The sequence below is a fragment of the Blautia sp. OM06-15AC genome (genome assembly GCF_003481425.1).
In the GTDB taxonomy this organism is placed as follows: Bacteria; Bacillota; Clostridia; order Lachnospirales; family Lachnospiraceae; genus Fusicatenibacter; species Fusicatenibacter saccharivorans.
Window position 1 is genome coordinate 68,336 of sequence record NZ_QULD01000002.1, and the last position, 21,902, is coordinate 90,237.

The 21,902-nt window shown below is 43.2% G+C and carries 19 protein-coding genes and 5 pseudogenes; 15 read left to right on the forward strand and 9 right to left on the reverse strand.

The window, feature by feature from the left end:
• Positions 1-121: 121 nt before the first annotated feature.
• Positions 122-1,519, reverse strand: a complete 1,398-nt coding sequence (locus tag DXB83_RS03930; RefSeq protein ID WP_117510041.1) for an alanine/glycine:cation symporter family protein — start codon at positions 1,517-1,519, stop codon at positions 122-124.
• A 285-nt stretch (positions 1,520-1,804) separates the two neighbouring features.
• On the opposite strand from DXB83_RS03930, the gene DXB83_RS03935 reads away from it, so the two are divergent.
• Positions 1,805-2,785 (forward strand): dipeptidase, encoded by a 981-nt coding sequence (locus DXB83_RS03935; RefSeq protein WP_117804456.1) that lies wholly within the window; start codon positions 1,805-1,807, stop codon positions 2,783-2,785.
• Between the two features lie 2 nt (positions 2,786-2,787).
• On the opposite strand, the gene DXB83_RS03940 is transcribed toward DXB83_RS03935, so the two are convergent.
• From DXB83_RS03940 to DXB83_RS03975, 7 genes are all read right to left on the reverse strand, one after another.
• The gene (locus tag DXB83_RS03940) at positions 2,788-3,519 is read right to left on the reverse strand and encodes an ABC transporter ATP-binding protein (protein ID WP_117804455.1); all 732 of its coding nucleotides are present in this window, start codon (positions 3,517-3,519) and stop codon (positions 2,788-2,790) included.
• A 3-nt stretch (positions 3,520-3,522) separates the two neighbouring features.
• Positions 3,523-4,401, reverse strand: a complete 879-nt coding sequence (locus DXB83_RS03945; protein ID WP_117804454.1) for an ATP-binding cassette domain-containing protein — start codon at positions 4,399-4,401, stop codon at positions 3,523-3,525.
• Between the two features lies 1 nt (position 4,402).
• On the reverse strand, positions 4,403-5,206 hold the full coding sequence (locus DXB83_RS03950; protein ID WP_022462692.1) for an ABC transporter permease: 804 nt from the start codon (positions 5,204-5,206) through the stop codon (positions 4,403-4,405).
• A 77-nt stretch (positions 5,207-5,283) separates the two neighbouring features.
• Positions 5,284-6,228, reverse strand: coding sequence for an ABC transporter permease (locus DXB83_RS03955; RefSeq protein WP_022462693.1), 945 nt, complete (start codon positions 6,226-6,228; stop codon positions 5,284-5,286).
• Positions 6,229-6,485: 257 nt separating this feature from the next.
• A complete protein-coding gene (locus DXB83_RS03965) occupies positions 6,486-7,037 on the reverse strand; it encodes a stage V sporulation T C-terminal domain-containing protein (protein ID WP_055221761.1) in 552 nt (183 codons plus the stop codon).
• A 172-nt stretch (positions 7,038-7,209) separates the two neighbouring features.
• Complete coding sequence (locus tag DXB83_RS03970; protein ID WP_118595257.1) at positions 7,210-8,103, reverse strand: DegV family protein; 894 nt, start codon at positions 8,101-8,103, stop codon at positions 7,210-7,212.
• 581 nt (positions 8,104-8,684) lie between these two features.
• The gene (locus DXB83_RS03975; RefSeq protein WP_055221751.1) at positions 8,685-9,134 is read right to left on the reverse strand and encodes an Rrf2 family transcriptional regulator; all 450 of its coding nucleotides are present in this window, start codon (positions 9,132-9,134) and stop codon (positions 8,685-8,687) included.
• Positions 9,135-9,364: 230 nt separating this feature from the next.
• Between DXB83_RS03975 and DXB83_RS03980 the strand changes: the two genes are divergently transcribed.
• The 14 genes and pseudogenes from DXB83_RS03980 (at position 9,365) to DXB83_RS04045 (ending at position 20,606) form a co-directional block, all read left to right on the forward strand.
• Positions 9,365-9,991, forward strand: a complete 627-nt coding sequence (locus DXB83_RS03980) for a DUF3786 domain-containing protein (protein ID WP_055226247.1) — start codon at positions 9,365-9,367, stop codon at positions 9,989-9,991.
• A 737-nt stretch (positions 9,992-10,728) separates the two neighbouring features.
• A complete protein-coding gene (locus tag DXB83_RS03990) occupies positions 10,729-11,499 on the forward strand; it encodes an ATP-binding protein (protein WP_055226248.1) in 771 nt (256 codons plus the stop codon).
• A gap of 85 nt (positions 11,500-11,584) precedes the next feature.
• Positions 11,585-12,517, forward strand: coding sequence for an AAA family ATPase (locus tag DXB83_RS03995; RefSeq protein ID WP_117804451.1), 933 nt, complete (start codon positions 11,585-11,587; stop codon positions 12,515-12,517).
• Positions 12,518-13,207: 690 nt separating this feature from the next.
• On the forward strand, positions 13,208-14,341 hold the full coding sequence (locus tag DXB83_RS16805; protein WP_243108840.1) for a cobaltochelatase CobT-related protein: 1,134 nt from the start codon (positions 13,208-13,210) through the stop codon (positions 14,339-14,341).
• A gap of 16 nt (positions 14,342-14,357) precedes the next feature.
• A complete protein-coding gene (locus tag DXB83_RS04005) occupies positions 14,358-14,552 on the forward strand; it encodes a hypothetical protein (protein WP_055226254.1) in 195 nt (64 codons plus the stop codon).
• 45 nt (positions 14,553-14,597) lie between these two features.
• A pseudogene (locus DXB83_RS04010) lies at positions 14,598-15,611 on the forward strand (fibronectin type III-like domain-contianing protein); the annotation flags it as partial.
• A pseudogene (locus tag DXB83_RS04015) lies at positions 15,610-15,822 on the forward strand (TnpV protein); the annotation flags it as partial. The pseudogenes DXB83_RS04010 and DXB83_RS04015, both read left to right, overlap by 2 nt.
• A gap of 123 nt (positions 15,823-15,945) precedes the next feature.
• Positions 15,946-16,113, forward strand: a pseudogene (locus DXB83_RS16810) (helix-turn-helix domain-containing protein); the annotation flags it as partial.
• A 10-nt stretch (positions 16,114-16,123) separates the two neighbouring features.
• On the forward strand, positions 16,124-16,840 hold the full coding sequence (locus tag DXB83_RS04025) for a ParM/StbA family protein (RefSeq protein ID WP_243108842.1): 717 nt from the start codon (positions 16,124-16,126) through the stop codon (positions 16,838-16,840).
• A gap of 275 nt (positions 16,841-17,115) precedes the next feature.
• Positions 17,116-17,817 (forward strand): annotated as a pseudogene (locus tag DXB83_RS04030) (ATP-binding protein); the annotation flags it as partial.
• Between the two features lie 9 nt (positions 17,818-17,826).
• Positions 17,827-18,995, forward strand: a pseudogene (locus tag DXB83_RS04035) (hypothetical protein).
• A 20-nt stretch (positions 18,996-19,015) separates the two neighbouring features.
• The gene (locus tag DXB83_RS17005) at positions 19,016-19,144 is read left to right on the forward strand and encodes a hypothetical protein (RefSeq protein ID WP_274422184.1); all 129 of its coding nucleotides are present in this window, start codon (positions 19,016-19,018) and stop codon (positions 19,142-19,144) included.
• 391 nt (positions 19,145-19,535) lie between these two features.
• Positions 19,536-19,994: an Hsp20/alpha crystallin family protein gene (locus DXB83_RS04040; protein ID WP_118697276.1), complete on the forward strand. Its 459-nt coding sequence runs from the start codon at positions 19,536-19,538 to the stop codon at positions 19,992-19,994.
• A 156-nt stretch (positions 19,995-20,150) separates the two neighbouring features.
• Positions 20,151-20,606, forward strand: coding sequence for an Hsp20/alpha crystallin family protein (locus DXB83_RS04045; protein WP_118697277.1), 456 nt, complete (start codon positions 20,151-20,153; stop codon positions 20,604-20,606).
• Positions 20,607-20,680: 74 nt separating this feature from the next.
• Here the strand turns inward: DXB83_RS04045 and DXB83_RS04050 are convergent, their stop codons facing one another.
• Positions 20,681-21,709 (reverse strand): LacI family DNA-binding transcriptional regulator, encoded by a 1,029-nt coding sequence (locus tag DXB83_RS04050; protein WP_118697278.1) that lies wholly within the window; start codon positions 21,707-21,709, stop codon positions 20,681-20,683.
• Positions 21,710-21,902 lie beyond the last annotated feature (193 nt).

Consider the following 21,902-nt stretch of genomic DNA (forward strand, 5'->3'; position numbering starts at 1 on the left):
TTTGGTAAACATGTTATAAACTTTTAACAGTGTAAGGGGTAGCAACCTGATTGTCAAGGGAAAAGGCGAATTTACATGATTTTCTTACAGAAGAAGGGAATGCGCCGCGAGAAAAGGAATTTTACCGGGTTTTGCCTTCTCCGGAAAAGTATTCCTTTGTAAGCTCCACAACCTTGCCCGAAAGCAGGAAGAGCGCAATCAGGTTTGGGATCGCCATGAGACCGTTGAAGGTCTCGGCAATGCTCCACATCAGGCCGAGGTTTGCGGTGGCGCCAAGGATGGCAACCAGCGCATAGGCGGCCATAAAATATTTTGTGATTCTTTCGGAGAATAAAAACTCGATGCAGCGTGCACCGTAAAGTCCCCATCCGAGAATCGTGGAAAAGGCGAAGCAGCACATCGCGAACGCGGTGAGCAGCGAAACCCAGTTTCCGTATGTAAGGGTAAAACCGCTGATGGTCAGCTCTGCGCCGGCAGCCTGTCCGTAGGTGATGGAAGTACCGCTGCAGAGAATAACAAGTGCAGTTAAGGTACAAATCACGATCGTATCAGTAAATACCTCAAAGATACCGAACATACCCTGTTTGACCGGCTTTTTTGTGTCGGCACAGGCGTGCGCGATCGAACCGGTACCAAGACCTGCCTCGTTTGAGAAAATACCGCGGGACACACCTTTTTTTACACTCATAAGCATGCTTCCGACGATACCGCCTGTAACGGCGGAGGGACGGAAGGCGCCCTCAAGGATCGAAACGAAAACAGACGGAATCCGGTTGAGGTTCAGCAAAATTACACCGATGGCAAGGACAATATAAAACAGAGCCATAAACGGAACGAGCTTTTCTGTTACCTGTGCGATCCGTTTGACACCGCCGAGCAGGATCAGCGCTACGAGTGCCGCAATGATGATACCCTGAATCAGGTTGGAGGTCGGGACCGCGTCCTTTGAGATCACATGGTAATTCATCAGTGCGGAGTTGACTGCGGTTGTGATGGTGTTGACCTGCGTTGCATTTCCGGTTCCGAACACAGTCAGTACACCGAAAGCAGCGAAAAGATAGGCCAGAAAATGCCATTTTTTGCTGAGACCGTTTTTGATGTAATACATCGGTCCGCCGACGAGTTCCCCGTTGGCATTTTTCTCGTGATAGAAAACAGCCAGTGTTACCTCGGCAAATTTCGTACACATGCCGAGCAGAGCGGAAACCCACATCCAGAATACGGCACCGGGTCCGCCGATAGCGATAGCGCCGGCAACACCGGCAATATTACCGGTACCGACCGTGGCGGCAAGTGCTGTACAGACCGCCTGGAACGGTGTAATTGCGCCATCGGAAGCATCTCGTTTGCGGAACATTCTTCCGAGCGTTGTGCGGATCGCATACGGGAATTTTCGAATCTGGAGAAAACGGGTGCGCAGACTCAGGTAAAGACCGACACCGAAAATACAGATCATAGCCGGAACACCCCAGATAAAATTGTTCACGGCATTGTTGATGGTTTCAATCAGTTGGAGCATAGATACCTCTTTCTTTTTCATAAGCAGAAGCACTTTCTTGGAAGATCAGTGCTTTCATAAAGTAACACAATGCAAAAAGTATATCATCTCAGACGAGATTTGCAAGTTTTTTTCGAGAAAAAACGCGAACCCCCAAATTTTTTGCGATTCCGGAAAGATATATTTTCTCTAGCCTTATGGGTTTACCATGAGCCAGGCGGTTTTTTCCGTTTTCTTCCAGTTTTTGTGAAGGAATGCAGCGAAATATGATAGAATAGAAAAAAAACAGAAAAGAGGATTATTGCCATGTTTCAGGTAATTGATATGCACTGCGACACCATCCCGGCGCTGCAGTGGAAGGAAAAACAGGAGCATCTTGCGGATGCGGATCTTCAGATCAATCTGGATAAGCTGGAAAAGGGCGGCAGCCTCTGCCAGTGCTTTTCTTTGTTTACGTTCCTGAAGGGACTGAAAGACGAAACGCCGTTTGAGCATGTGAGAAAGCTGGCTGATCTCTGGAAATCAGAGGTGGAACGGTATCCGGACCGCATTTGTCAGATCAAAACGTATGCGGATCTGATGCAGGTACAGAAGGAAGGAAAAATAGGCGCGGTGATGACCGTCGAAGAGGGTGGTGTTTACGAGGGAAGTATTGAAAAACTGCATACGATGTACGATCTCGGCGTGCGGATTTCCACACTGACCTGGAACTTCCCGAATGAACTCGGATTCCCAAACCCGGCGCAGGAAGAGGGAAAGCCATATCTTCCGGATCTTGAAAACGGGCTGACGCCGACCGGTATTACCTTTGTCGAGGAGATGGAGCGGCTCGGCATAGTGATCGATTTATCACACTTAAATGATGCCGGAATCCGCGACGTTTTTGCACATACGAGAGGTCCGGTCATTGCATCTCATTCCAATGCGCGCGGTGCGTGCTTCCATCTGCGAAACCTTTCAGATGAAATGATTCGTCAGCTCGCAGAGCGTGGCGGCGTCACCGGTATCAATTTCTGTCCGTCGTTTCTGCGCGAGGAGCCGGCGGCGAAAAAGGCATCGACGATGGATATGGTACGCCATATGAAATATCTGCGCAACGTCGGCGGCATCGACATCATCGGCCTTGGAACCGATTTTGACGGTTTCAGTGGTGAAACGGATGTGCCGGACACCGCGCATATGCAGCATCTCGCAGATGTGATGAGCCACGACGGTTTCACCGATGAAGAGATCGAGAAGGTCTTTTCCAAGAATGTACTTCGGGTGTTTAGAGAATGCTGGAAATAAAACTACAGCTCCGGTGATGCCGCCAGAAGCTCCTTTGTATAATCATTCTGCGGATGCGCAAACAGTTCTTCCGTCTCCGCGTTCTCCACAATCCGGCCTTCTTTCATCACGAGAACCCGGTCGCACATCTGATAGATCACGTTGAGGTCATGCGAGATAAAGAGAATCGAGAGCTGAAGCTCCTCCTGAAGCTGAACCATCAGCTCCATGATCTGCTTTTGAATCGTCACATCGAGAGCGGAAACCGGTTCGTCGGCAAGGATCAGGCGTGAGCCCTGGATCAGTGCGGCCGCGATGCTGACTCTCTGGCGCTGGCCGCCGGAGAGCTCATGCGGGCGGCGTTTCAGGTGCTCTGCGGAGAGGCCGACTCTTTCGGCCATCGCAAGAACCCGTTTTTTTCGTTCTTCTTTTGGAACCTTCTGCATCCGAAGCGGCTCCTCTAAAATCCAGGAGATTTTCTTCGCAGGATTCAGGGAAGAAAATGGATCCTGGAAAATCATCTGCGGATGGTCGACCTGCGAAAATATTTCGCCTTCATCTGGGCGGATAAATCCTAAGATCACTTTGGAGAGTGTCGATTTTCCGCATCCGCTCTCTCCGACGAGACCGAGAATTTCATTTTCATGAAGCTCGAAAGAGATATCATGAAGCACCGTTTTTCTCTGCTTTCCCTCCTGATAGGAGGCAGAAATATGGCTGACTTTCAGAATGTTGTTTGGACTGATTTCTTCCATGGGTTATTCCTCCTTTTCCGCAGGCGGAGCAGCTTTTTTGTCAGAGCCTGTCGGCCATTGAGCTGTTGGAGCGATTTTGATTCGCTTTCGCAGCGATGTTCGTCGGTTCGGAATTGCATCGAGCAGGCGGCGGGTGTAGTCTTCCCTCGGGTGGAAAAAGACATCGTTTACACTGCCGGATTCCACAATCGTCCCATGATTCATGACGATGACCCGGTCACAGAGCGAACGGATGACGCCGAGGTCGTGTGAGATAAAAAGAATCGCCGTGTGATGGCGTTCATTGATTTTTTTCAGCAGCTTTAAGATCTGCGACTGAATCGTCACATCAAGAGCTGTTGTCGGCTCGTCTGCAATCAGAAGCTTCGGTTCTGTAATAAGCGCCGCAGCGATCATCACCCTCTGGCGCTGACCGCCGGAGAGCTGGTGAGGGTATTTTTTGCAAAGCTTTTCCGGGTCGGGAAGCTCGACCTCATGCATTATAGCAAGAACCTTTTCATGACGTTCTGCCGGTGTGCAGCTCTCATGAATCAGCAGTCCCTCTGCAATCTGTTCTTCGATGGCCAGAACCGGATTTAAAGAGGTCATCGGCTCCTGAAAAATCATACTGATTTCTTTTCCACGGATGCGCTGCAGATCCTGGCTGGAAGCGTGTGTAACGGAAGAACCTTCGTAAAGAATTTCTCCACCGGATACGGCGGAATTTTCCTTTAAAAGCTGCAGAATGGAGAGTGCTGTCTGCGTTTTGCCGGAACCGGATTCCCCGACAATGCCAAGCGTCTCACCTTCTTCTAAGGAAAAGGAGATGCCTTTTACCACTTCGGTCGGTGGCGTGGTATCGTAAAATGCAATTTTTAAGTCACGTACATCGAGAAGTGCCATATCAGTTACCGCCTTTCTTCTGTAATCCGTCGCCGAGGAGCGATACGCCAAGCGCCAGTAAAATGACGGCAAGACCGGGGAAAACAGAGCCCCAGGGAGCAGTCATCAGATACGTCTGGGATTCTGAGAGCATCCGTCCAAGCGAGGCATCGGGCGGCTGGACACCGATGCCGAGAAAGCTCATGCCGGCCTCGGAGAGAACGGCGTTGTTGAAACCGATTGCTGCCATCGAAAGAAGGGACGGGACCGTATTTGGCAGGATATGTACAAATATGATCCGAAGATGGGAAACACCCATCAGACGGGCACTTTTGACATAGTCCATATCTTTGCGTGCGAGAAATTCGCTTCTGGTGATACGTGCAAAGCTCGGAATGAATACGATACCGAGTGCAAGGATCACGTTGTATTTGCCGGGACCCAGCAGCGCGATAAATACCAGCGCCAGCAGGATTCCCGGAAAGGAAACAATGACATCGTTTATGCGCATCAGGATTTCGTCAATCCATCCGCCAAAATACCCGGTGAACGCACCGACAAGAACACCAATGGTTCCGCCGAGTAGCAGAGTAGCGAAAGCGACGAAGAAGGTTGTACCGGTTCCTTTTAAGACGCGGCTGAAAATATCGCGTCCAAAGTGATCGCAGCCGAACGGGTGCGACAGAGAGGGAGCAGCAAACTTGGCTGCGCCGTTCATTGCATCCGGGTCGTACGGTGTATAGAAAAAGCCGATCAGAAGAAACAGAAGCATAAAAGCGGTGAGAACAGCTCCGATGATCAGCGTGAGATTGCGTTTCTTTTTCATAATGAAAACCCTTTCCTTTGTCGTGGGCGGCTCCCCATGACCTTTCGGTCGCGGGAGCTGATGATCGAAAGCTCCCGTCAGTCTTTTACGCGGATACGCGGATCAATTCTGCCATACAGCAGATCTACCACGAAATTGATGATAATAATGAGGGCGGCGATCAGTACAAGGATGCCCTGAACCACGGGGTAATCGCGGTTGGAGATCGAAGTGATCAGAAGATTGCCCATGCCCGGAATCGAAAAAACCTGTTCCAGAATAATGCTGTTTGCTACAATATCTGCGATTGTCATGCCCCAGAAGGTCAGTACCGGAATCAGGGCGTTTTTCAGCACATGGTGATACATAACACGGCGTGTACTGTTTCCGCGGGAATAGGCGGTGCGCACATAGTCGGCATCGAGCTGCGAGAGCACAGAGCTGCGCAGCATTTTGACAGCCATGGAACAGCGCGGAAGTGCAATGGCGGCAGACGGTGCAACAAGATAACCGATAAAACCGGAAAAATTTTCAGAAATCGGCACATAGGCGCCCGGCTGAAACCATTTGAGAATCAGACCGAAAAGATACGTGATCAGAATACCGATGAAAAATCCCGGCACAGACATGATCACCTGATTGATCGTCATGATCAGCCGGTCCAGATGGCCTCCGGCGTGCTGTGCTGTGAAAATGCCGATGGGAATCGAGACAACAAGGATCATCAGGAATGCGATAACGGTGATAGCGATGGTAATCGGAACTTTATCGCGGATCAGTTCTCCGACCGGCATCGAGTACGAATACGAGGTGCCGAGATCTCCATGAAAAAAGCCGGTTACCCACGAAGCATACCGTTCCAGAACCGGCCGATCCAGGCCCATTTCCTTCTGCAGAGCCTCAATCCGCTCCGGCGTCGCCTCCGTTCCAAGCTGCGATTTTGCCGCATCTCCGGGTATGACGGAAAAGGCAAAGAACGATAAAAAGGATACAAGAAGCAGCGTAAGAAGGAGAGAGCCGAATTTCTTTGCAATGTATTTCATGAATGGAAATTCCTCCTTGTGTAATGTAGGATACTCCGGGAATTTTTCCCGGCTTATAAAAGCAGGCACAGAAAAGCTTCGGGCGTATCGGCTGAAGGTTTTCGTGCACGTCATTTTTATTGTAGACAATGCAGGTGTAAATAGCAAGATAAAATTGGAATATCTCGAATTACAGAATAACAGGAAAAGGCCTCTTGCATAACCGGTGTGGATGATGCAAAAAGCCTTTGATAAATTGCCTTCGATAAATCCCCTGTTTAGTTTTCCATTTCCCGTCCGAGATACGTTGCCGCTACCTGGAGGAGCTTTTTTTCCGTGTCGCCCGGCAGGGACTCCCTGTCTTTGCCGCAGAGAATGACCGAACCGATGGCATCACCGGAGGAGAGAATCGGAAAAATGAGCTCCGGCAGAGGAGTAGTATTGTCTGTGTTTTCCAAAATTGAAAAATAAGCCTTTTCACCGGGACGCGCAAGTACTGTTTTCCGGTTCAGAATCGCTTCCTCCAGCCGGCTGCTGATGGACTTGCCAAGATAATTTTTCTGTTCCGGCCCGTTTGCCGCTACAATCTGTTCCTGATCCGAAACACAAACGAGACATCCGGTCACCGTTGAAATCGATTTTGTAAACCCTGCTGCGCATTCCGCCAGCTCTTCGATCGGTGAGTATTTCTTCAGGATAATCTCACCCTCCCGTCCGGTATAAATTTCCATGGCCTGTCCCTCCCGGATCCGCATCGTGCGCCGGATTTCCTTGGGAACTACCACACGCCCCAGATCATCAATCCTTCGAACAATTCCCGTCGCTTTCATATGAAAAATTCCTCCTGTTTCCGCAATGTACTTTCCATAATTTGTGCTGTATGGGTAGTATGTGGAAAAACAGGTGGAATTATGCATGGAAAAAAGAAACAGTATTTCCGCTGTTTGCAGCAATTTCGGAAAAAATACAGTGGAACAGCAGTGGTTAGTCTGGTTGCTCCTTTTACAGAAGACTGCGGTCTTTTCCGAGATAGAACAAAGCGATCGTATCCGGTCCGACGTGGCTTCCGGTGCAGTAATCGTAGGAAGTATTGATAAATTCACGCACCTTCACTCTTTTCTGGATTTCTTCCATCATATAAAGAGATTCCTCATAGGCATCTGCATGTGCGATTCCGACGATCTGGTTTTCCGGGTCTTCGATCGTTTCACAGAAAAGACGAATCAGTTCATTTAAAACGGCCTTGCGTCCGCGGACATTCTTATAAGAAACGATATAGCCATCTTCATTTCCACGCAGAATCGGTTTGATTTTCAGCATATTTCCGACCACAGCGACACTTCCCTTGATTCTTCCGGTGCGGGAAAGATATTTCAGATCGCCGACGGTGAAAATGCCGTTCATTTTGCCGACGTAGGTTTCCAGAAGATCTGCCGCTTCGTCTACGTTCATGCCCCGATCGCGCATTTCGCTGGCATAGATGGCGAGGATGCCCTGTGCAAGAGAGGCATTCAGGGAATCGACGAGGCGGATTTTACGTTTTCCGCCGTATTCCTCAAGAAGCTCCTCGGCAGCAAGTCTTGCGGAGTTATAAGTTCCGCTGATGTTTTTGCTTAAGGAAAGATAGATGACATCCTGATCTGCCTCAAGAGCGGTGCGGAACGCATCCGCAAAATTTGCGGTGCTGATCAGTCCGGTCTTGATTTCACAGCCGGTGCGCATGGCATTGTAATATTCTTTTCCTTTTGAAAGCTCCTCTTCCGGTGACAGATCTGGGTCGAAGCAGACCAGCTCTTTTCCATTCACAAGATTGACGAAAGAAACGACATGGATATCGTATTTTTTCGCAGTAACAGCAGGCAGATTTGCCGCTGAATCAACAAAAACCTGAAACATAAATAAAATTCTCCTTTGTAGTGTAAATGTCCCCCAAAATGATGTAACTTTTGATAAGCATTGTAGCACATTGTATCACCAAAGAAGAGAGATTTCAATGGAAGATAGACAACATACTACAAAGGAGTGTGTCGACAAGTTGATTCCTGAAATCATCTGTTTTCGGAAGAAATTTGACCAGGTATCAATGCATAGTAATAATGACCAAAAACGGCAGACGTATTTTTAGTAAAAACGGCTTTCGAAATAAAAATAAAATCGTTTTATCTATAAATGAGCAAGTTCGTGATTTTGCATAAAAGAAAGACACCTTGATTCTTGATGTTGTATAATGAAAGTGACGAAACAAACATTTGCAACATTTACGAAAGAAGGTGCCTCTTGCAAATACTATACATCATTCTTTATTCATATACAACCAGCTTAAGCAATTAAGGATAGAGTAAACTTACTGTCAGTTGGAGAGTTGCAGAAGATTCCCTGCTATGAACTTGACCAGATTGTTTTCTCATAGTCTACTTCTCCCACAGTGTTTTGGTAGCATTTCGTATTTGCTGAAGGTACATGAAAGTGTTCTCCTGTTAAATAATATTCTGTAAGTTATTTTCTATAGATATCCGCTGATAGTAGGTATCTATGATATCCTGTAAAGTAATCGTATTCATTTTTTCTTCGGCAGCCTTTTGAATTTCATTATAAAATCCCTGCAAAGATAACTGAATGTTAATACCAACGCCACAATCTGGATTGGTATGAGTATCTAAATGAAGCAATGGTTTATCACCTTCAACTGCTTTATAAATATCCAGCAATGTAATCTGATCGGCTGGTTTTGAAAGAGAAGGACGGGCATGTCCGGCTACACTTGTCATAAGTTCCGCTTTTTTTAGTTTTAACATAAGCTGGCGTACAAAGCCGGGATTTGTATGGACACTTTCTGCAATTGAGGCACTGGAGAGGGATTTTTCCTGGTTGATAGCAATCAGAACCATCACATGAACAGTATCACTTAATTTCGTTGAATATTTCATGATAAGAAACTCCTTGTAGTATGATATAATGATCTTGTTTTCACGTTTTTGGGATGAAAATATTTCTGGTTTGTTTAAAACATCCTAAGTTCTCAACAGTTCTTTTTAATGTGTTGATAAACTGTACATTTTTTAATGCTTTGATGATTGTAAATAATATAATTACAACTATAATGGAGATTAAAGGAAAAGTCAACACAGATACTATAAATGTTCACAAAGGAGAACTTATGGAATACAAAAATCAAACAGAAAATCGTGCATTTCAGGAAATGTTGCAGGCAGCAGTAAAACGGCTGCAAAATCGTTCCGGAGAGGAGATTGCTGCAAAAAGCGGGGCTGTTTTTCATAGCAGCCGGAATGTGCTTGAAGTACTGAGTTTTTATGAAACAATTGAAATTCAACTCCCTGAGTTTCGTATTAACTCAAACGTGGACGAATGGCATTATCTGACATTGCTGCATTATCTGGATATGGCCGATGGCACAGAAGGCTCACAGAAGCTCATTACTTTTGGTAACCTGAAAGATGGATTGATTCGGGGAACCAAGTTTGACCGGACTGCAGAGCAGAAACTGGAAAAGCTTTTGCAGGATAAAGATCCTGAGAAAATTCAGAAAGCATGTAAAAACCTAGGTGCAGAATTCACAGAAACAAAGGCGGATCTGTGTGCTGTTTTTCCAGTTCTGCCAAGATATCCGGTAACTTTAAAGATATGGTTTGCAGATGAAGAATTTCCTGCATCTGGCAAAATATTTCTTCAGGATCATGCCGATCATTATCTGAGTGTAGAAGATGCGGTAACAGTTGGAGAAATTTTGCTGCAAAAATTATCGGAAGCCTTTTCTTCTCTCTGATCATGAATCAGAAAACTTTCCAGCCCGGCTTTGATAAATTTGTCGATTACTGTCTGAATCTGTTTCCAGTCATTACAGTGATTGCGGAGCATCAGTCTGTTGATGGAAAGGCAGCCATTCATTTGAAAATAAAAAACCGATTCTGCCTGTTCAAAGGTCAGGAGGCTGTGTGACATAAGCCAGGTCACATAGCCTTCTTTTGTATTTTCTGCTATTTTTTCCAGAAGAATAGGGGCAATTGCATCATCCAGAAACAGTGCCCTGTATTGTGATTCCATCTGTATTTTCTGACAGAACGGATAGGAACAGCTTTTTTGATTTAGACAGAATAAATGATCTACCGTTGTTAACATATCCTGAGTCATATCATTAAAAATATCTGATAATACATCATGGATATCGTAGTAATGAAGATAAAAAGTGCCACGGTTGATTTCAGCATTTTTGCAGATCTCTGTAACTGTAATTTTCGTAAAACTTTTCTGATTTAACAACTCTAAGAACGTATCTTTTATGGTTTGCCTGGTATAGCGGGTACGGCGATCTTGTTTTCTCGTTTTTTCTGACATTATATACTCCTGTATTAGTTAGTATCATATAATTTCTCAACAATTTTTCTGATGTGTTGAGTAACCATACAAATCTCACAGATTGATTATTGTAATTTATATAGTAACAACTATAATGAGGTTTAAAGAAAAAGTCAACAGATTGTTCAGAATTTTAGGAGGAAAAACATGGGACATGTAATTGCAGTATCAGGAAAAGGCGGCGTAGGAAAAACAACTCTTTGTGGATTGTTGATCCAGTATTTATGTGAAAGCGGAAAACGTCCGGTCCTGGCGGTGGATGCAGATGCAAATGCAAATTTGAACGAAGTGCTCGGTGTTGAGCCGGAGGTCACACTTGGGGAGCTGAGAGAAGAAATTGAGCGGGCAGGCATAGACCCACGATATCAGATTCCCTCCGGTATGACAAAACAGGCATATCTGGAAATGCGTCTTTCTGATGCGATTGCAGAAGAAGACGATTATGATTTGATGGTAATGGGACGAACCCAGGGACAGGGCTGCTATTGTTTTGTAAATGGTCTTGTGCAGACCCAGGTTCAGAAACTGCAAAGCCATTATCCATATATTGTGGTTGATAACGAAGCGGGTATGGAACATATCAGCAGAGGAATCCTGCCAATGATGGAAGTTGCGATTCTTGTGAGTGACTGTTCCAGAAGAGGTGTTCAGGCAGCCGGACGTATTGCAAAGCTGATGAAGGAGTTAAACTTTAAACCACAGAAAACTGGATTAATCGTGAATCGTGTTCCGGATGGAAAACTGGATGCCGGAACTCTGGAAGAAATTCGAAATCAGGGACTGGAATTGTTAGGGGTTGTGCCACATGATGACCAGGTATATCAGTATGACTGTGATGGAAAGCCGATCATACAGCTTCCGAAAGATTCTCCTGTAAGAAGTGCACTGGGAGAAATTGTAAAGAAGTTGGGATTGTGAGTTGGAGGATTGAAAGTTTGAAGATTGAGTAAACAGAAATATTATCTGATTTGGCATAACTAATTGTAAAGAAAGGAAAATCTTCATGAGAAATCATTGGGCAGAAATAGAAAAATATTTAGAAGACCAGAAGATAGCGCAGGAACTAATTGGAGAACTGAGAGATTTTCACATGCGTTATGAGGTAGAGGATCAGGTAAAGGAACGGGTAGAAAAACCGGATATCCTGTTTTATGGGAAAAAGATTCTGGAAATGTCAATAGCAGCGCTTCTTCAGGGAGATAACCTGTTACTTTCCGGTGCGAAAGCTACAGGGAAAAATGTACTATGTGAGACACTGGCATGGATATTCGGAAGACCGGAATACGACATTTCTTTTCATGTAAATACAGACAGTGCCGATCTGATTGGAACGGATACCTTTATAAATAATGAGGTTCGCCTTCGGAAAGGCCCCATCTACCAATGCGCGGAATTTGGAGGATTTGGAATCCTGGACGAAATCAATATGGCAAAAAATGATGCGGTTTCTGTACTGCATGCCACACTGGATCATCGGCGCAGAATCGATATTCCAGGATATAACAGGATTTTACTTCATCCGGCAACACGATTTATCGGCACGATGAATTATGGCTACGCAGGTACCAGAGAGCTAAATGAAGCATTGGTTTCAAGGTTTATGGTAATTGATATGCCTGAAATGGATGAGGATAGTGTCCTTTTTGTATTAAGACAACATTTTCCAGATGGGGAAAAAAGTGCACTGAAAGCTTTTGCAGGACTGTTTCTGGATTTGCAGATCAAAGCTTATCATGGAGAAATCTCAACAAAATCTCTTGACCTGAGAGGATTGGTTTCTGCTGTAAAAGCAACAAAAAGCGGACTTTCTCCAATTGATGCAATCCAGATGGGAATCATAAATAAAAGTTTTGATGTATTTGAAAAAGAGATCGTAGAAGATGTGGTTTCTACCAGAATCCCATCTTCCTGGACCGGAAAAGACATATGGGGGTAAACTTGTATGGAGGATGTCAGATGGCCGGCGAAACAACTGGAAGAACATCGTCTGGAGATCAGCAATCGTATCAGAAATCTTTTTTGGACAGTCAGTGGTGATTATGATATGGAATTTGAACCGGACACAGAAAAATATGTTTATTCAAAACAAACGGTTCTATATGAGGCAGTGAAGCAGGGTGCCTTTGCACGATATTTTGATCAGAAGAAACTTGGCATGTATTTGATGAAAAAATTACATTTTTCTGCTGGAGAAGATATACTTTTGCCTCTTGCTGGATTATGCATGGATGCTGCTGTGGAGCGTTTTATCATTCGAGAACGTTTGGGAACAAAGGAAATCAGAGAACAGGCGTTCAGAGAATTGGAAAAGGCCGAGAAAGAGCAGGTATCAGACAAAGCTGGAACAGACCTGATTCACAGGATTAGGCTTCTGTATATAAGGCATGTTCTGGAGAACACAGACGATGAGGGAATGGATCCACAGGCAGAGATTGCATTGTACAAGATTCTTTCTCTGAAGGATGCGGAAAATACGGAAGATGTCATAAACGTGATAGATGAGATTTATAATCATGTTCTGGATCCCTCTTTTGAAAAAAGGAATGGAAATCTGGAGAAGATTCTGAATTTACCGGATATGGCATTAGCCAATGACGCGTGGCAGGAATGCATGACGGATGAACAGATGGAAGACATCATTCAAAAATATCTTTCTAATCTCAAAAAAAAGATGATGAGTCTGGATATCAGAAACAAAAAGAAAAAAAGATTTTATTTCTCTCCGGAAAATGAAGAAGTTCCGGAAAGCTCGGAGAATATAAATCCACAGGCAGTGCGACGGATACGGGAATATGTGGAACTGAATTACGGAAAATCGTATCTAAGTGAATCGGAGCAGGCCAGAGTCAACCGGAAATTTTGTACAGGAATCCATAAAAACTGTAACCTGTATCTTACAGATGGAATATTACAGAGCCCTGTGATTAAAAATAATCAATACCGTTTTTCTCAGCTTCAGTTTGAAAAAAATAAAGCCTATTATGGAAATAATCACTGGATCATTAAAAGAAATATTTCTGTGTTGGCAGAGTCACTGAAACGGGCCTTTATAATCCGAAAGGATGATTTTGTCAGCAGATCTGATGCAGGACAGCTTGTTCCTGAGAGATTATGGAAAATTGGAAGAACAGACGATGACAAGTTATTTAATAGAAAAAAGAGAGCAGAAGATTCTGAGTTTGTAATAGACGTCCTGATTGATTCCAGTGGTTCCCAGGCTGACAGACAGGATCAGGTAGCGGCGCAGGGATATATTATCAGTGAAGCATTAAGCCAGGCAGGAATTCCTCATCGGGTGACAGGATACTGTGCTTTCTGGGGATATACAGTACTTCAGAGATTTCGGGATTATGAAGATCCAAGGGAAACAAATGAAAGAATCTTTCAATTTCGTGCATATGCCAATAACAGAGATGGGCTTGCACTGAAAACAGTCGGTTCCTCTCTCATGGAGCGACCGGAAAAAAATAAGATTTTAATCGTATTAAGTGATGGAAAACCCTGTGATATGAGCATACAACGACCAGGAACCCGCCAGCCCAAGATCTATGACGGAGAAAAAGCTGTGAAAGATACTGCATATGAGGTACGTCGGGCCAGAAATCAGGGAATTTTCGTAATTGGTATTTTTGCAGGGAATGAAGAAGAGCTCTCCGTGGAAAAGAGAATCTATGGAAAAGACTTTGCCTATATTCGTAATATCAGCAATTTTTCCCGTATAGTAGGAACTTTTTTACGAAGACAAATTGATATGGAATGAAAATGGAGGAATCACTATGGGTAAAATTGAATTTTCCAATTGCCAGGATGTAAGAAATCAGAAAAGGATACAGGAATTAGATTGTCCACGCTGTCATGAACCGGGAGGCATTGAAGCCTTTGTGAAAGACGGGATACTTGCAGAGGACGGAGTATGTGATAACTGCGGATATATTCTTCCAGAAGGAACAGAACTGGAGGAAGTGGAGTAAGAAGCATTTAAGGAGATATTTGATGTAATGGCAAAATAGACATATATGGTGGATATGGTTTGCTCAAACTTTGACAATGTGATCGTAATTTATAATGGAGCAAATCAGTTTGAACTTGGTTTCGTAGATGAATATCCTCAGATTAAATCTGTTGTATGGTGCCCAGGAACGGGAAATGTGGGATTTAATGCACTCGGTAAAGTATTTTCAGGTGAAGTCAATCCTTCCGGAAAAACACCGGATACATTCATTTATGATATGACGACTGCACCGTGGTGGAATAATGCAGAAAAAACGGAGTATACAAATCTGGCAGATATGGCCGTTGAAGGAATGAACGCAGGAACCGCTCAGGTGTATGCTCCGGCATTTACAAATTATGTGGAAGGCATTTATGTAGGATACAAGTATTATGAAACAGCTGCACAGGAAGGTTCGATTGATTACGATAAGACTGTACAGTATCCATTTGGATATGGGTTGAGTTATACGGAATTTGAACAGAAAATGGGTGAACTGGAGGAGAAAGACGGACAGATTTCTGTAGATGTAGAAGTAACCAACACCGGAGATGTTGCCGGAAAAGATGTAGTAGAAGTGTATTATAAACCGCCATATACAAATGGCGGAATCGAGAAATCTTCTGCAAATCTGATCGAGTTTTCAAAAACAGATCTGCTTCAGCCGGGAGAAACTCAGACTGTTACAGTTACATTCAGTATAGAAGATATGGCTTCTTATGATGAGAATAATGCAAAAGCATATGTTCTTGAAAAAGGGGATTATGTGATTTCAATCAACAGCGATTCACACACTGTGCTGGATCAGAAAACTTATACTGCAGGTGATGATGTAGTATATAAGGGAGAAAATAAAAGAGCATCAGATGATATTGCAGCATCAAATGTATTTGAAAATGCAAAAGGCGATGTGACATATCTTTCACGAGCAGATCATTTTGCAAATTATGAAGAGGCTACAAAAGCGCCGGCATCTGCAGAACTGGGTGAGCCATATATTTCTGAATATCATCTGAACAGCAACTTTGATAAGACTACATCAGGTGATGCTTCTGCAGAACACCATTGGAGAGCATCTTCTGGAAGTAGACAAGGCAGCCAGGGAACGGGAAGAAGTGATTCTGAAACAGTTGGAAGAAAAAGAACCACTGCCGGATAAGGAGAAAGATCAGATGGCATGGGTAAGAGCTGCCAATCAGCACAGAGCGATTGCAGAAGAGATTATCCTGAAAGAATTGATTTATGTATAAGGATTGCCAGTAACTAATCTGGCAGGTAACTGATAAAAATAGAATATTGTGAGCGAAGTAAGGCGTGAGTCATAAGATATGGCTTGCGTCTTTTTCTTTTGAACTGGAAAGGAGGATGGGAGCATGGCACAGATTTTTCGTGTAGAGAGAACTAAGAATTTTACGGTAATGAGTAATCATCATTTCAAGAATAAGAATCTGACATTGAAAGCGAAAGGTCTATTATCGCTGATGTTAAGTTTGCCAGATGACTGGAATTACAATATGCAAGGACTGGCAACATTGAGCAGAGGACTATTATGTGCTGACACTGGCGGCTATCGCAAGGGAACTGGATGGGAAATGTATGAACCGGGCAACGGTACATATCGCTGCCGGACTTCCCCTTACCTGGGTAGCTACACAGAAAGAAGACTTTCAGAAATATCTTCTCCAGAATGAATGTGTAGATTTTACATTCCGTAATAAAGAGTATCATGTGGAGTTTGCAGGTGCTGATATTTACCCACAGGGATTTACAGCAGCCTTTTACCGCTTACAGGATTTCAAAGGAATCAACATGCTTGTGGATATTGGAAACGGAACTATGAACATCATGTATATCAACAATTCCCGTCCATTAGAGAAGAAATGCTTTACAGAGAAATATGGAACACATCAGTGTGTGCTTGCTGTAAGGGAATCCCTGCTGAAAGAACTGGGAACAGTAGTGGACGATCTAGTGATTGAGCAGGTGATCCGTACCGGTACAGCAGATATTGGTGAGAAATATCTGACAGTGATTCGTAAAACTGCCGGAGATTATACGAAAGAAATCTTTCATAAGCTGAGGGAACGGGAATACAATCCAGAACTGATGCGTCTGTATGTAGTGGGCGGTGGCGGTTGTATGATCCAGAACTTCGGAGAATATGACAAGAACCGAATGACGATTGTACGGGACATCTGTGCCACAGCGAAAGGTTATGAAGCAATGACCGTAAGGAAGATCCAGAGAAACGGAGGGATGCTTGTATGAGAAAAGAACGGAAAATCATCAATACCAATATCCGTTTGAACCTTTGTGATGAACAGGACAGGCAGGCATGGGAATATTTGCGGACGATGGACAGGGAAAAATATAAATCGTACACCAGAGCAGTTGTAGTTGCTTTAAACGATTATTTTTCCAGAGAGTACAGGAATGAAGCAGATCCGTATCTGGAAACCAGAGAAAAGGAAGATGCTTTTCAGGAAAGGGTGGAAACAGCTATCCGGGATGGAGTAAAAGAATCCGTTCCGATGGCTATGGCGAAGAACCTGAGAAATATTCATCTGGGTGCTACAATTGTGGGAATTTATCGCCAGGATGTTTATGAGATTCCACCGGATGCCATTCGTGAGTTGATTATAAATGCTATGGTACATCGTAGTTATCTGGATCATGGTACGATACAGGTAGCGGTATATGACAACCGATTGGAAATTACTTCTCCAGGAAAGCTGCCAATGGGACAAACGATGGAGCGTATGAAAGAAGGCTATTCCAAAATCAGAAATGAAGCCCTTGCCCATGCGTTTGCCTATATGAACCTGATTGAGCATTGGGGAAGCGGCATTCCGAGAATTATTGATAAAGTAAAAGCTGCCGGATTGCGGGAGCTGGAGTTTATTGGTGGCGAAGTTGATTTGCGTATTAATATTTATCGAGATCAGGTTGCTACCAATAACGCCATGATTAACGCCAATGGCACTAAAAATGGCGCTAATGGCGTTAAATGTGGCGTTGATGATGGCACTAATATCGCTGAAGTGCCGCTTAATAAGGAACAGACGCAGATAGAAAAATTGTTGCAGATTATAGAGAAGAATCCGTCTGCAACACAGGCCTATTATGCAGAAAAAATGGGTATATCGAAAAGAACGATTTCTCGAATGTTCGCTTCTTTACAGGAAAAAGGTAGATTGGTACAGGGCGGAACAAAACGAAAAGCAAATTGGAAAATTATAAGGTAGGAGGACAGCATGGATACAGATAAAATAATACAAGATTTAAATCGCAGATTTGCTGCACCTCTTCCTGAGTTTTATCAGCGTCGTATCATTTTCTGGTACGATGAAGATAAGGAATTTGAGGATAAATTGGATGAAGTGGTTTTAGAAAATGCAAAGGTGATTGCACTGACTGGAAATAATGCGTTTTCTGTAAAAAACTGCTTTCAGTAGATGATTTGAGCACAAATTATCTGGTTTACAGTCCGTGTGTCTATAACCGCCCTGATGATAACTGGCTTCTGGATGTGGAGCTTTACAGCGAAGAGTTTCGGGCGGATCTGATTTCTATCTGGATGGATGAGATGGGACTTATATCAAATCCAGCAATGAGGAAACAGGTTAAGAATTATCGTGCTTATTTCAATGCGAAAGACTGTCGTTTGAAAGTTAGCACGCAGAATAAAGTTCCGGAAACACCGGCACAGTTACACATGGCTGTCATGGCGGCAATCTGTGGATTGAAAGATGCACAGCCTAATATGATTCTCCGTAGTGTGTTCCAGGCGGGACTGGATTTGAATAATAATACGGTTTATCAGGATTTTGTAAAATATCATGCAGACGCAGCATTTTGGGCGATGGTTCGTCAGGGATGCGGATTTGTGGAGGAAGAACCAGATCTTGGGCGGTTGGCAATTCATCTGCTTTTAACCGCGGCGACCCGTACCATGCGGCAGGAATATCTTGCCGGACTGGACGGTTTTATTTCTGAATGGCTTCATAGTGACAACATTCCGCAATTATATGATGTGGCACGTTATGTTGAGGATGAAGCTCGTCTGTATCAGCGTTTTGAAAAGCTGACAGTAGAAGATTTGGTAGGAACAGAGTGCTTTCCGTGTATTAACGAAGTAATTCTGACAAAGCTAATGACAGAGATTAGTGACCATCAGGTTTACTTTACAGATGAGGACGGCAAGCAGATTAGTGATATTCAGAAGATTATTGCAGATAAGACCAGTGATAACGGTGCAGAAAGAACTTTCCGTTGTCAGTTTAATCTAAAATCTCTAAAATACAGCAATACAGCTACTTATTATCTGGTAATTGCAGATGAACAGGGATTACAGATGCCACAGCGGGAGCCATTCCAGATTGACATCGCCTTTGCGGTGGACGAGTTTGATTTTTTTAGTTAATGCCGCAGGAGGAGAGAAAGATGGAGCAATTTGCAGAGGGTGAAAGTACCCATGAAGAAATAAAGAACAAGCTCCGTCAGAACTTTGACGGTAAGATTGTTCGGAAAGACCTGACAAAGAAAATTAAAGAAGTCTCACGTGGAAAATGAGATGTCTAAAATGAATCTGCCGGAAACCGTACCTGCTGTGGTATAAACCATAAGTCGTTGTCGTAAAATGTGGTAAGAAAATTAGACGAATATATTTTTCCAAAGATTTGTCGTAAAAATGTGGTCAAATCAAGAAAATAGAGTGCGAAAGCAAGTGAAAAATCCCTGTGAAGCCCGTAAAATCAAGGCTTCACAAATTTTTCACAGAATAATTGGCACTCGCCTCTTGACAGTGCTAATAATAAGTGTTCTATTACAACTAGAACAAAGGAAGAGGGATATGAGATAAAAAGATTGAAAGAAAATCTTTTGAATATCCTTCATACCAACCGAGTTCAGAACTTAAAACTTATTTCAAGATAGATCATAAAAGAAAAGGGAGAGATGACTTATGTTAATGCCTAGTATTTTTGGAGAAAACTTATTTGATGATTTCTTTACACCGTTCTATTACGATGATAAAGATGAGAAGAAAGCAGAGAAGAAGCTGTACGGACACAGAACACAGAATCTTCTGAAGACCGATATTAAAGAAACCAAGGAAGGTTATGAACTTGTAATTGATGTTCCTGGATTCAAGAAAGATGAAGTTAAGGTAGCACTGAAAGATGGTTATCTGACAGTCAGTGTAGCTAAAGGCCTTGATGAGGAAGAGGATGACAAGAAGACAGGACGTTACATCAGACGTGAACGTTACGCAGGAGCCTGCGAGAGAAGCTTCTATGTAGGTGAAGATGTTACACAGGAAGACATCAAGGGCGAGTACAAACACGGTATCCTGAAACTGTTTGTTCCGAAGAAAGAAGCAAAACCGGTTTCCAACGATCCGAAATATATCACCATTGAATGATTGAGAAGTTGATTCATTTCCGTCAGGTAATGTATGATCGTTAAAGACTCGTGATACTGCCCGGAGGCTTCGGGCGGTATCCTTAAAATAGATTAGTAAGTAACAGTCGAAAGACTTAAAAATAGATTTGTTTGTCATGAAAAGGAGCGATGACTTATGTTGATGCCTAGTATTTTTGGAGAAAACTTATTTGATGATGACTGGATGGACTTCCCGTTTAAAGATGAGTTCTGGGGCAAGAAGAATCCGCTTTATGGTAAACATGCGCAGAACATGGTGAAAACGGATATCCGTGAAACTGATGGCAGTTATGAACTGGATGTGGATCTTCCGGGATTTAAGAAAGACGAGATTAAGGTTCAGCTGAAGGATGGTTATCTGACACTGTCAGCAGCCAAAGGTCTTGATAAAGATGAACAGGATAAGAAGGGCAACTACATCAGACGTGAACGTTATGCTGGTACTTTAAGCAGAAGCTTCTATGTTGGTGATGCAGTCAGTGAAGAAGATATCCATGCGAAATATGAAGACGGTATTCTGAAACTTTCTGTTCCGAAGAAAGCACCGAAAGCCGTTGAAGAAAAAGATGGTTACATCGCAATCGAAGGTTAACTTCCATTGCTTATTCTCCCCCCATATATAGCCGGGATCGGAAAGGATCCCGGCCTTTTTACATGAGAAATAAATTATTCTGTTGTATTGCGGCGAATTAATATAGGTGTAATCTGTTTATGGATGGGTTCACCCAATGGTTTGGGAACACGCTTTTTCTGTTCCTCCATCTGCTGGACCAGAAGATCCATGGCAGTTTTTGCAATCACATCGATCTGCTGTCCGATGGTTGTGATCGGAAGGATTGCCTCGCTGGCAATCGGAGAATTGTCAAATCCAACAATCTCGTAAGTGGAAGGAAATGTCCCGTATTTTTGGAAAATTAAATTAAGAAACATATTAGCATAGGTATCGTTCGCAAGAAAGATACCTTTTTTTTGATCGGGGTATTTTGATTCTATCTTATTGAAAATCTCTCGGATTACATCCAAAAGCTCATGATAAGAAGCACCTTTTACACTCAAATCTATATCATATGGCACATGATATTCTTCACAAGTTGCCTGAAAGGCCCAGATTCGGTCATAAGCCGGGGCGGATTTATTCACATTGACATTTATGTGAATTAATATATCACATTTATCTCGAATCAACAGAGAAGTAGCCTGAAGTGCTCCCATATAGTTGTCAGTATTGACGCTGCTGATATGTTCTGCTTCGCGTTCAATTGCGATGACAGGAATCTGGTAGGAAGCGAGTTTCTCAGATGGAAGAGTGTGACTTAAAACAATCAGTCCTTCAATCTGATAAGACAGAAGTTCTTCAATATACTGTTGTTCTTCTTCTGCGCCATGTTCGCTGACGAAAACAAGAAACTTATAATGATAATCACGGTAGCTGGAAAGGAATTGTGTCAGCATCTCAGAATAATAGTGCAGGTAAAGATTCGGAACAATGATTCCAATAAATTCACTTTTTCCATTTGCCAGAACTTTTGCCAGCTTATTCTTTTTATATCCAAGTGTGTCAAGAGCTTGTGAAATCTTTTCCTGGTTTTCCAAGGTAAGAGAATCAGGATGATTGAAGTATCTTGATATTGTAGTTTTTGAAAAATTGGTGTATTCCGCAATATCTGCAAAAGTTACCTGTTTCTTTTTACTCATAAAAGTTGAATCTCCTTCAATATGATGGCTGACGGTTAATAATATTTTTCAGTATAGCAATTTTGATGGAAAAACGCAACGATAAAATAACTGATTACGTAACCGGTTATTTTAGTATACAAAAGTGTTGACAGAAAGAAATGGATATAGTAATATCAAATCATAAAATAACCGGTTACGTAACCGGTTCTCA

Bases quoted from the DNA above. Each gene is read 5' to 3' on its own strand.
- DXB83_RS03930 (WP_117510041.1), bottom strand. From the start codon at position 1,519: ATGCTCCAACTGATTGAAACCATCAACAATGCCGTGAACAATTTTATC.
- DXB83_RS03935 (WP_117804456.1), top strand. From the start codon at position 1,805: ATGTTTCAGGTAATTGATATGCACTGCGACACCATCCCGGCGCTGCAG.
- DXB83_RS03940 (WP_117804455.1), bottom strand. From the start codon at position 3,519: ATGGAAGAAATCAGTCCAAACAACATTCTGAAAGTCAGCCATATTTCT.
- DXB83_RS03945 (WP_117804454.1), bottom strand. From the start codon at position 4,401: ATGGCACTTCTCGATGTACGTGACTTAAAAATTGCATTTTACGATACC.
- DXB83_RS03950 (WP_022462692.1), bottom strand. From the start codon at position 5,206: ATGAAAAAGAAACGCAATCTCACGCTGATCATCGGAGCTGTTCTCACC.
- DXB83_RS03955 (WP_022462693.1), bottom strand. From the start codon at position 6,228: ATGAAATACATTGCAAAGAAATTCGGCTCTCTCCTTCTTACGCTGCTT.
- DXB83_RS03965 (WP_055221761.1), bottom strand. From the start codon at position 7,037: ATGAAAGCGACGGGAATTGTTCGAAGGATTGATGATCTGGGGCGTGTG.
- DXB83_RS03970 (WP_118595257.1), bottom strand. From the start codon at position 8,103: ATGTTTCAGGTTTTTGTTGATTCAGCGGCAAATCTGCCTGCTGTTACT.
- DXB83_RS03975 (WP_055221751.1), bottom strand. From the start codon at position 9,134: ATGAAATATTCAACGAAATTAAGTGATACTGTTCATGTGATGGTTCTG.
- DXB83_RS03980 (WP_055226247.1), top strand. From the start codon at position 9,365: ATGGAATACAAAAATCAAACAGAAAATCGTGCATTTCAGGAAATGTTG.
- DXB83_RS03990 (WP_055226248.1), top strand. From the start codon at position 10,729: ATGGGACATGTAATTGCAGTATCAGGAAAAGGCGGCGTAGGAAAAACA.
- DXB83_RS03995 (WP_117804451.1), top strand. From the start codon at position 11,585: ATGAGAAATCATTGGGCAGAAATAGAAAAATATTTAGAAGACCAGAAG.
- DXB83_RS16805 (WP_243108840.1), top strand. From the start codon at position 13,208: ATGGAAGACATCATTCAAAAATATCTTTCTAATCTCAAAAAAAAGATG.
- DXB83_RS04005 (WP_055226254.1), top strand. From the start codon at position 14,358: ATGGGTAAAATTGAATTTTCCAATTGCCAGGATGTAAGAAATCAGAAA.
- DXB83_RS17005 (WP_274422184.1), top strand. From the start codon at position 19,016: ATGGAGCAATTTGCAGAGGGTGAAAGTACCCATGAAGAAATAAAGAAC.
- DXB83_RS04040 (WP_118697276.1), top strand. From the start codon at position 19,536: ATGTTAATGCCTAGTATTTTTGGAGAAAACTTATTTGATGATTTCTTT.
- DXB83_RS04045 (WP_118697277.1), top strand. From the start codon at position 20,151: ATGTTGATGCCTAGTATTTTTGGAGAAAACTTATTTGATGATGACTGG.
- DXB83_RS04050 (WP_118697278.1), bottom strand. From the start codon at position 21,709: ATGAGTAAAAAGAAACAGGTAACTTTTGCAGATATTGCGGAATACACC.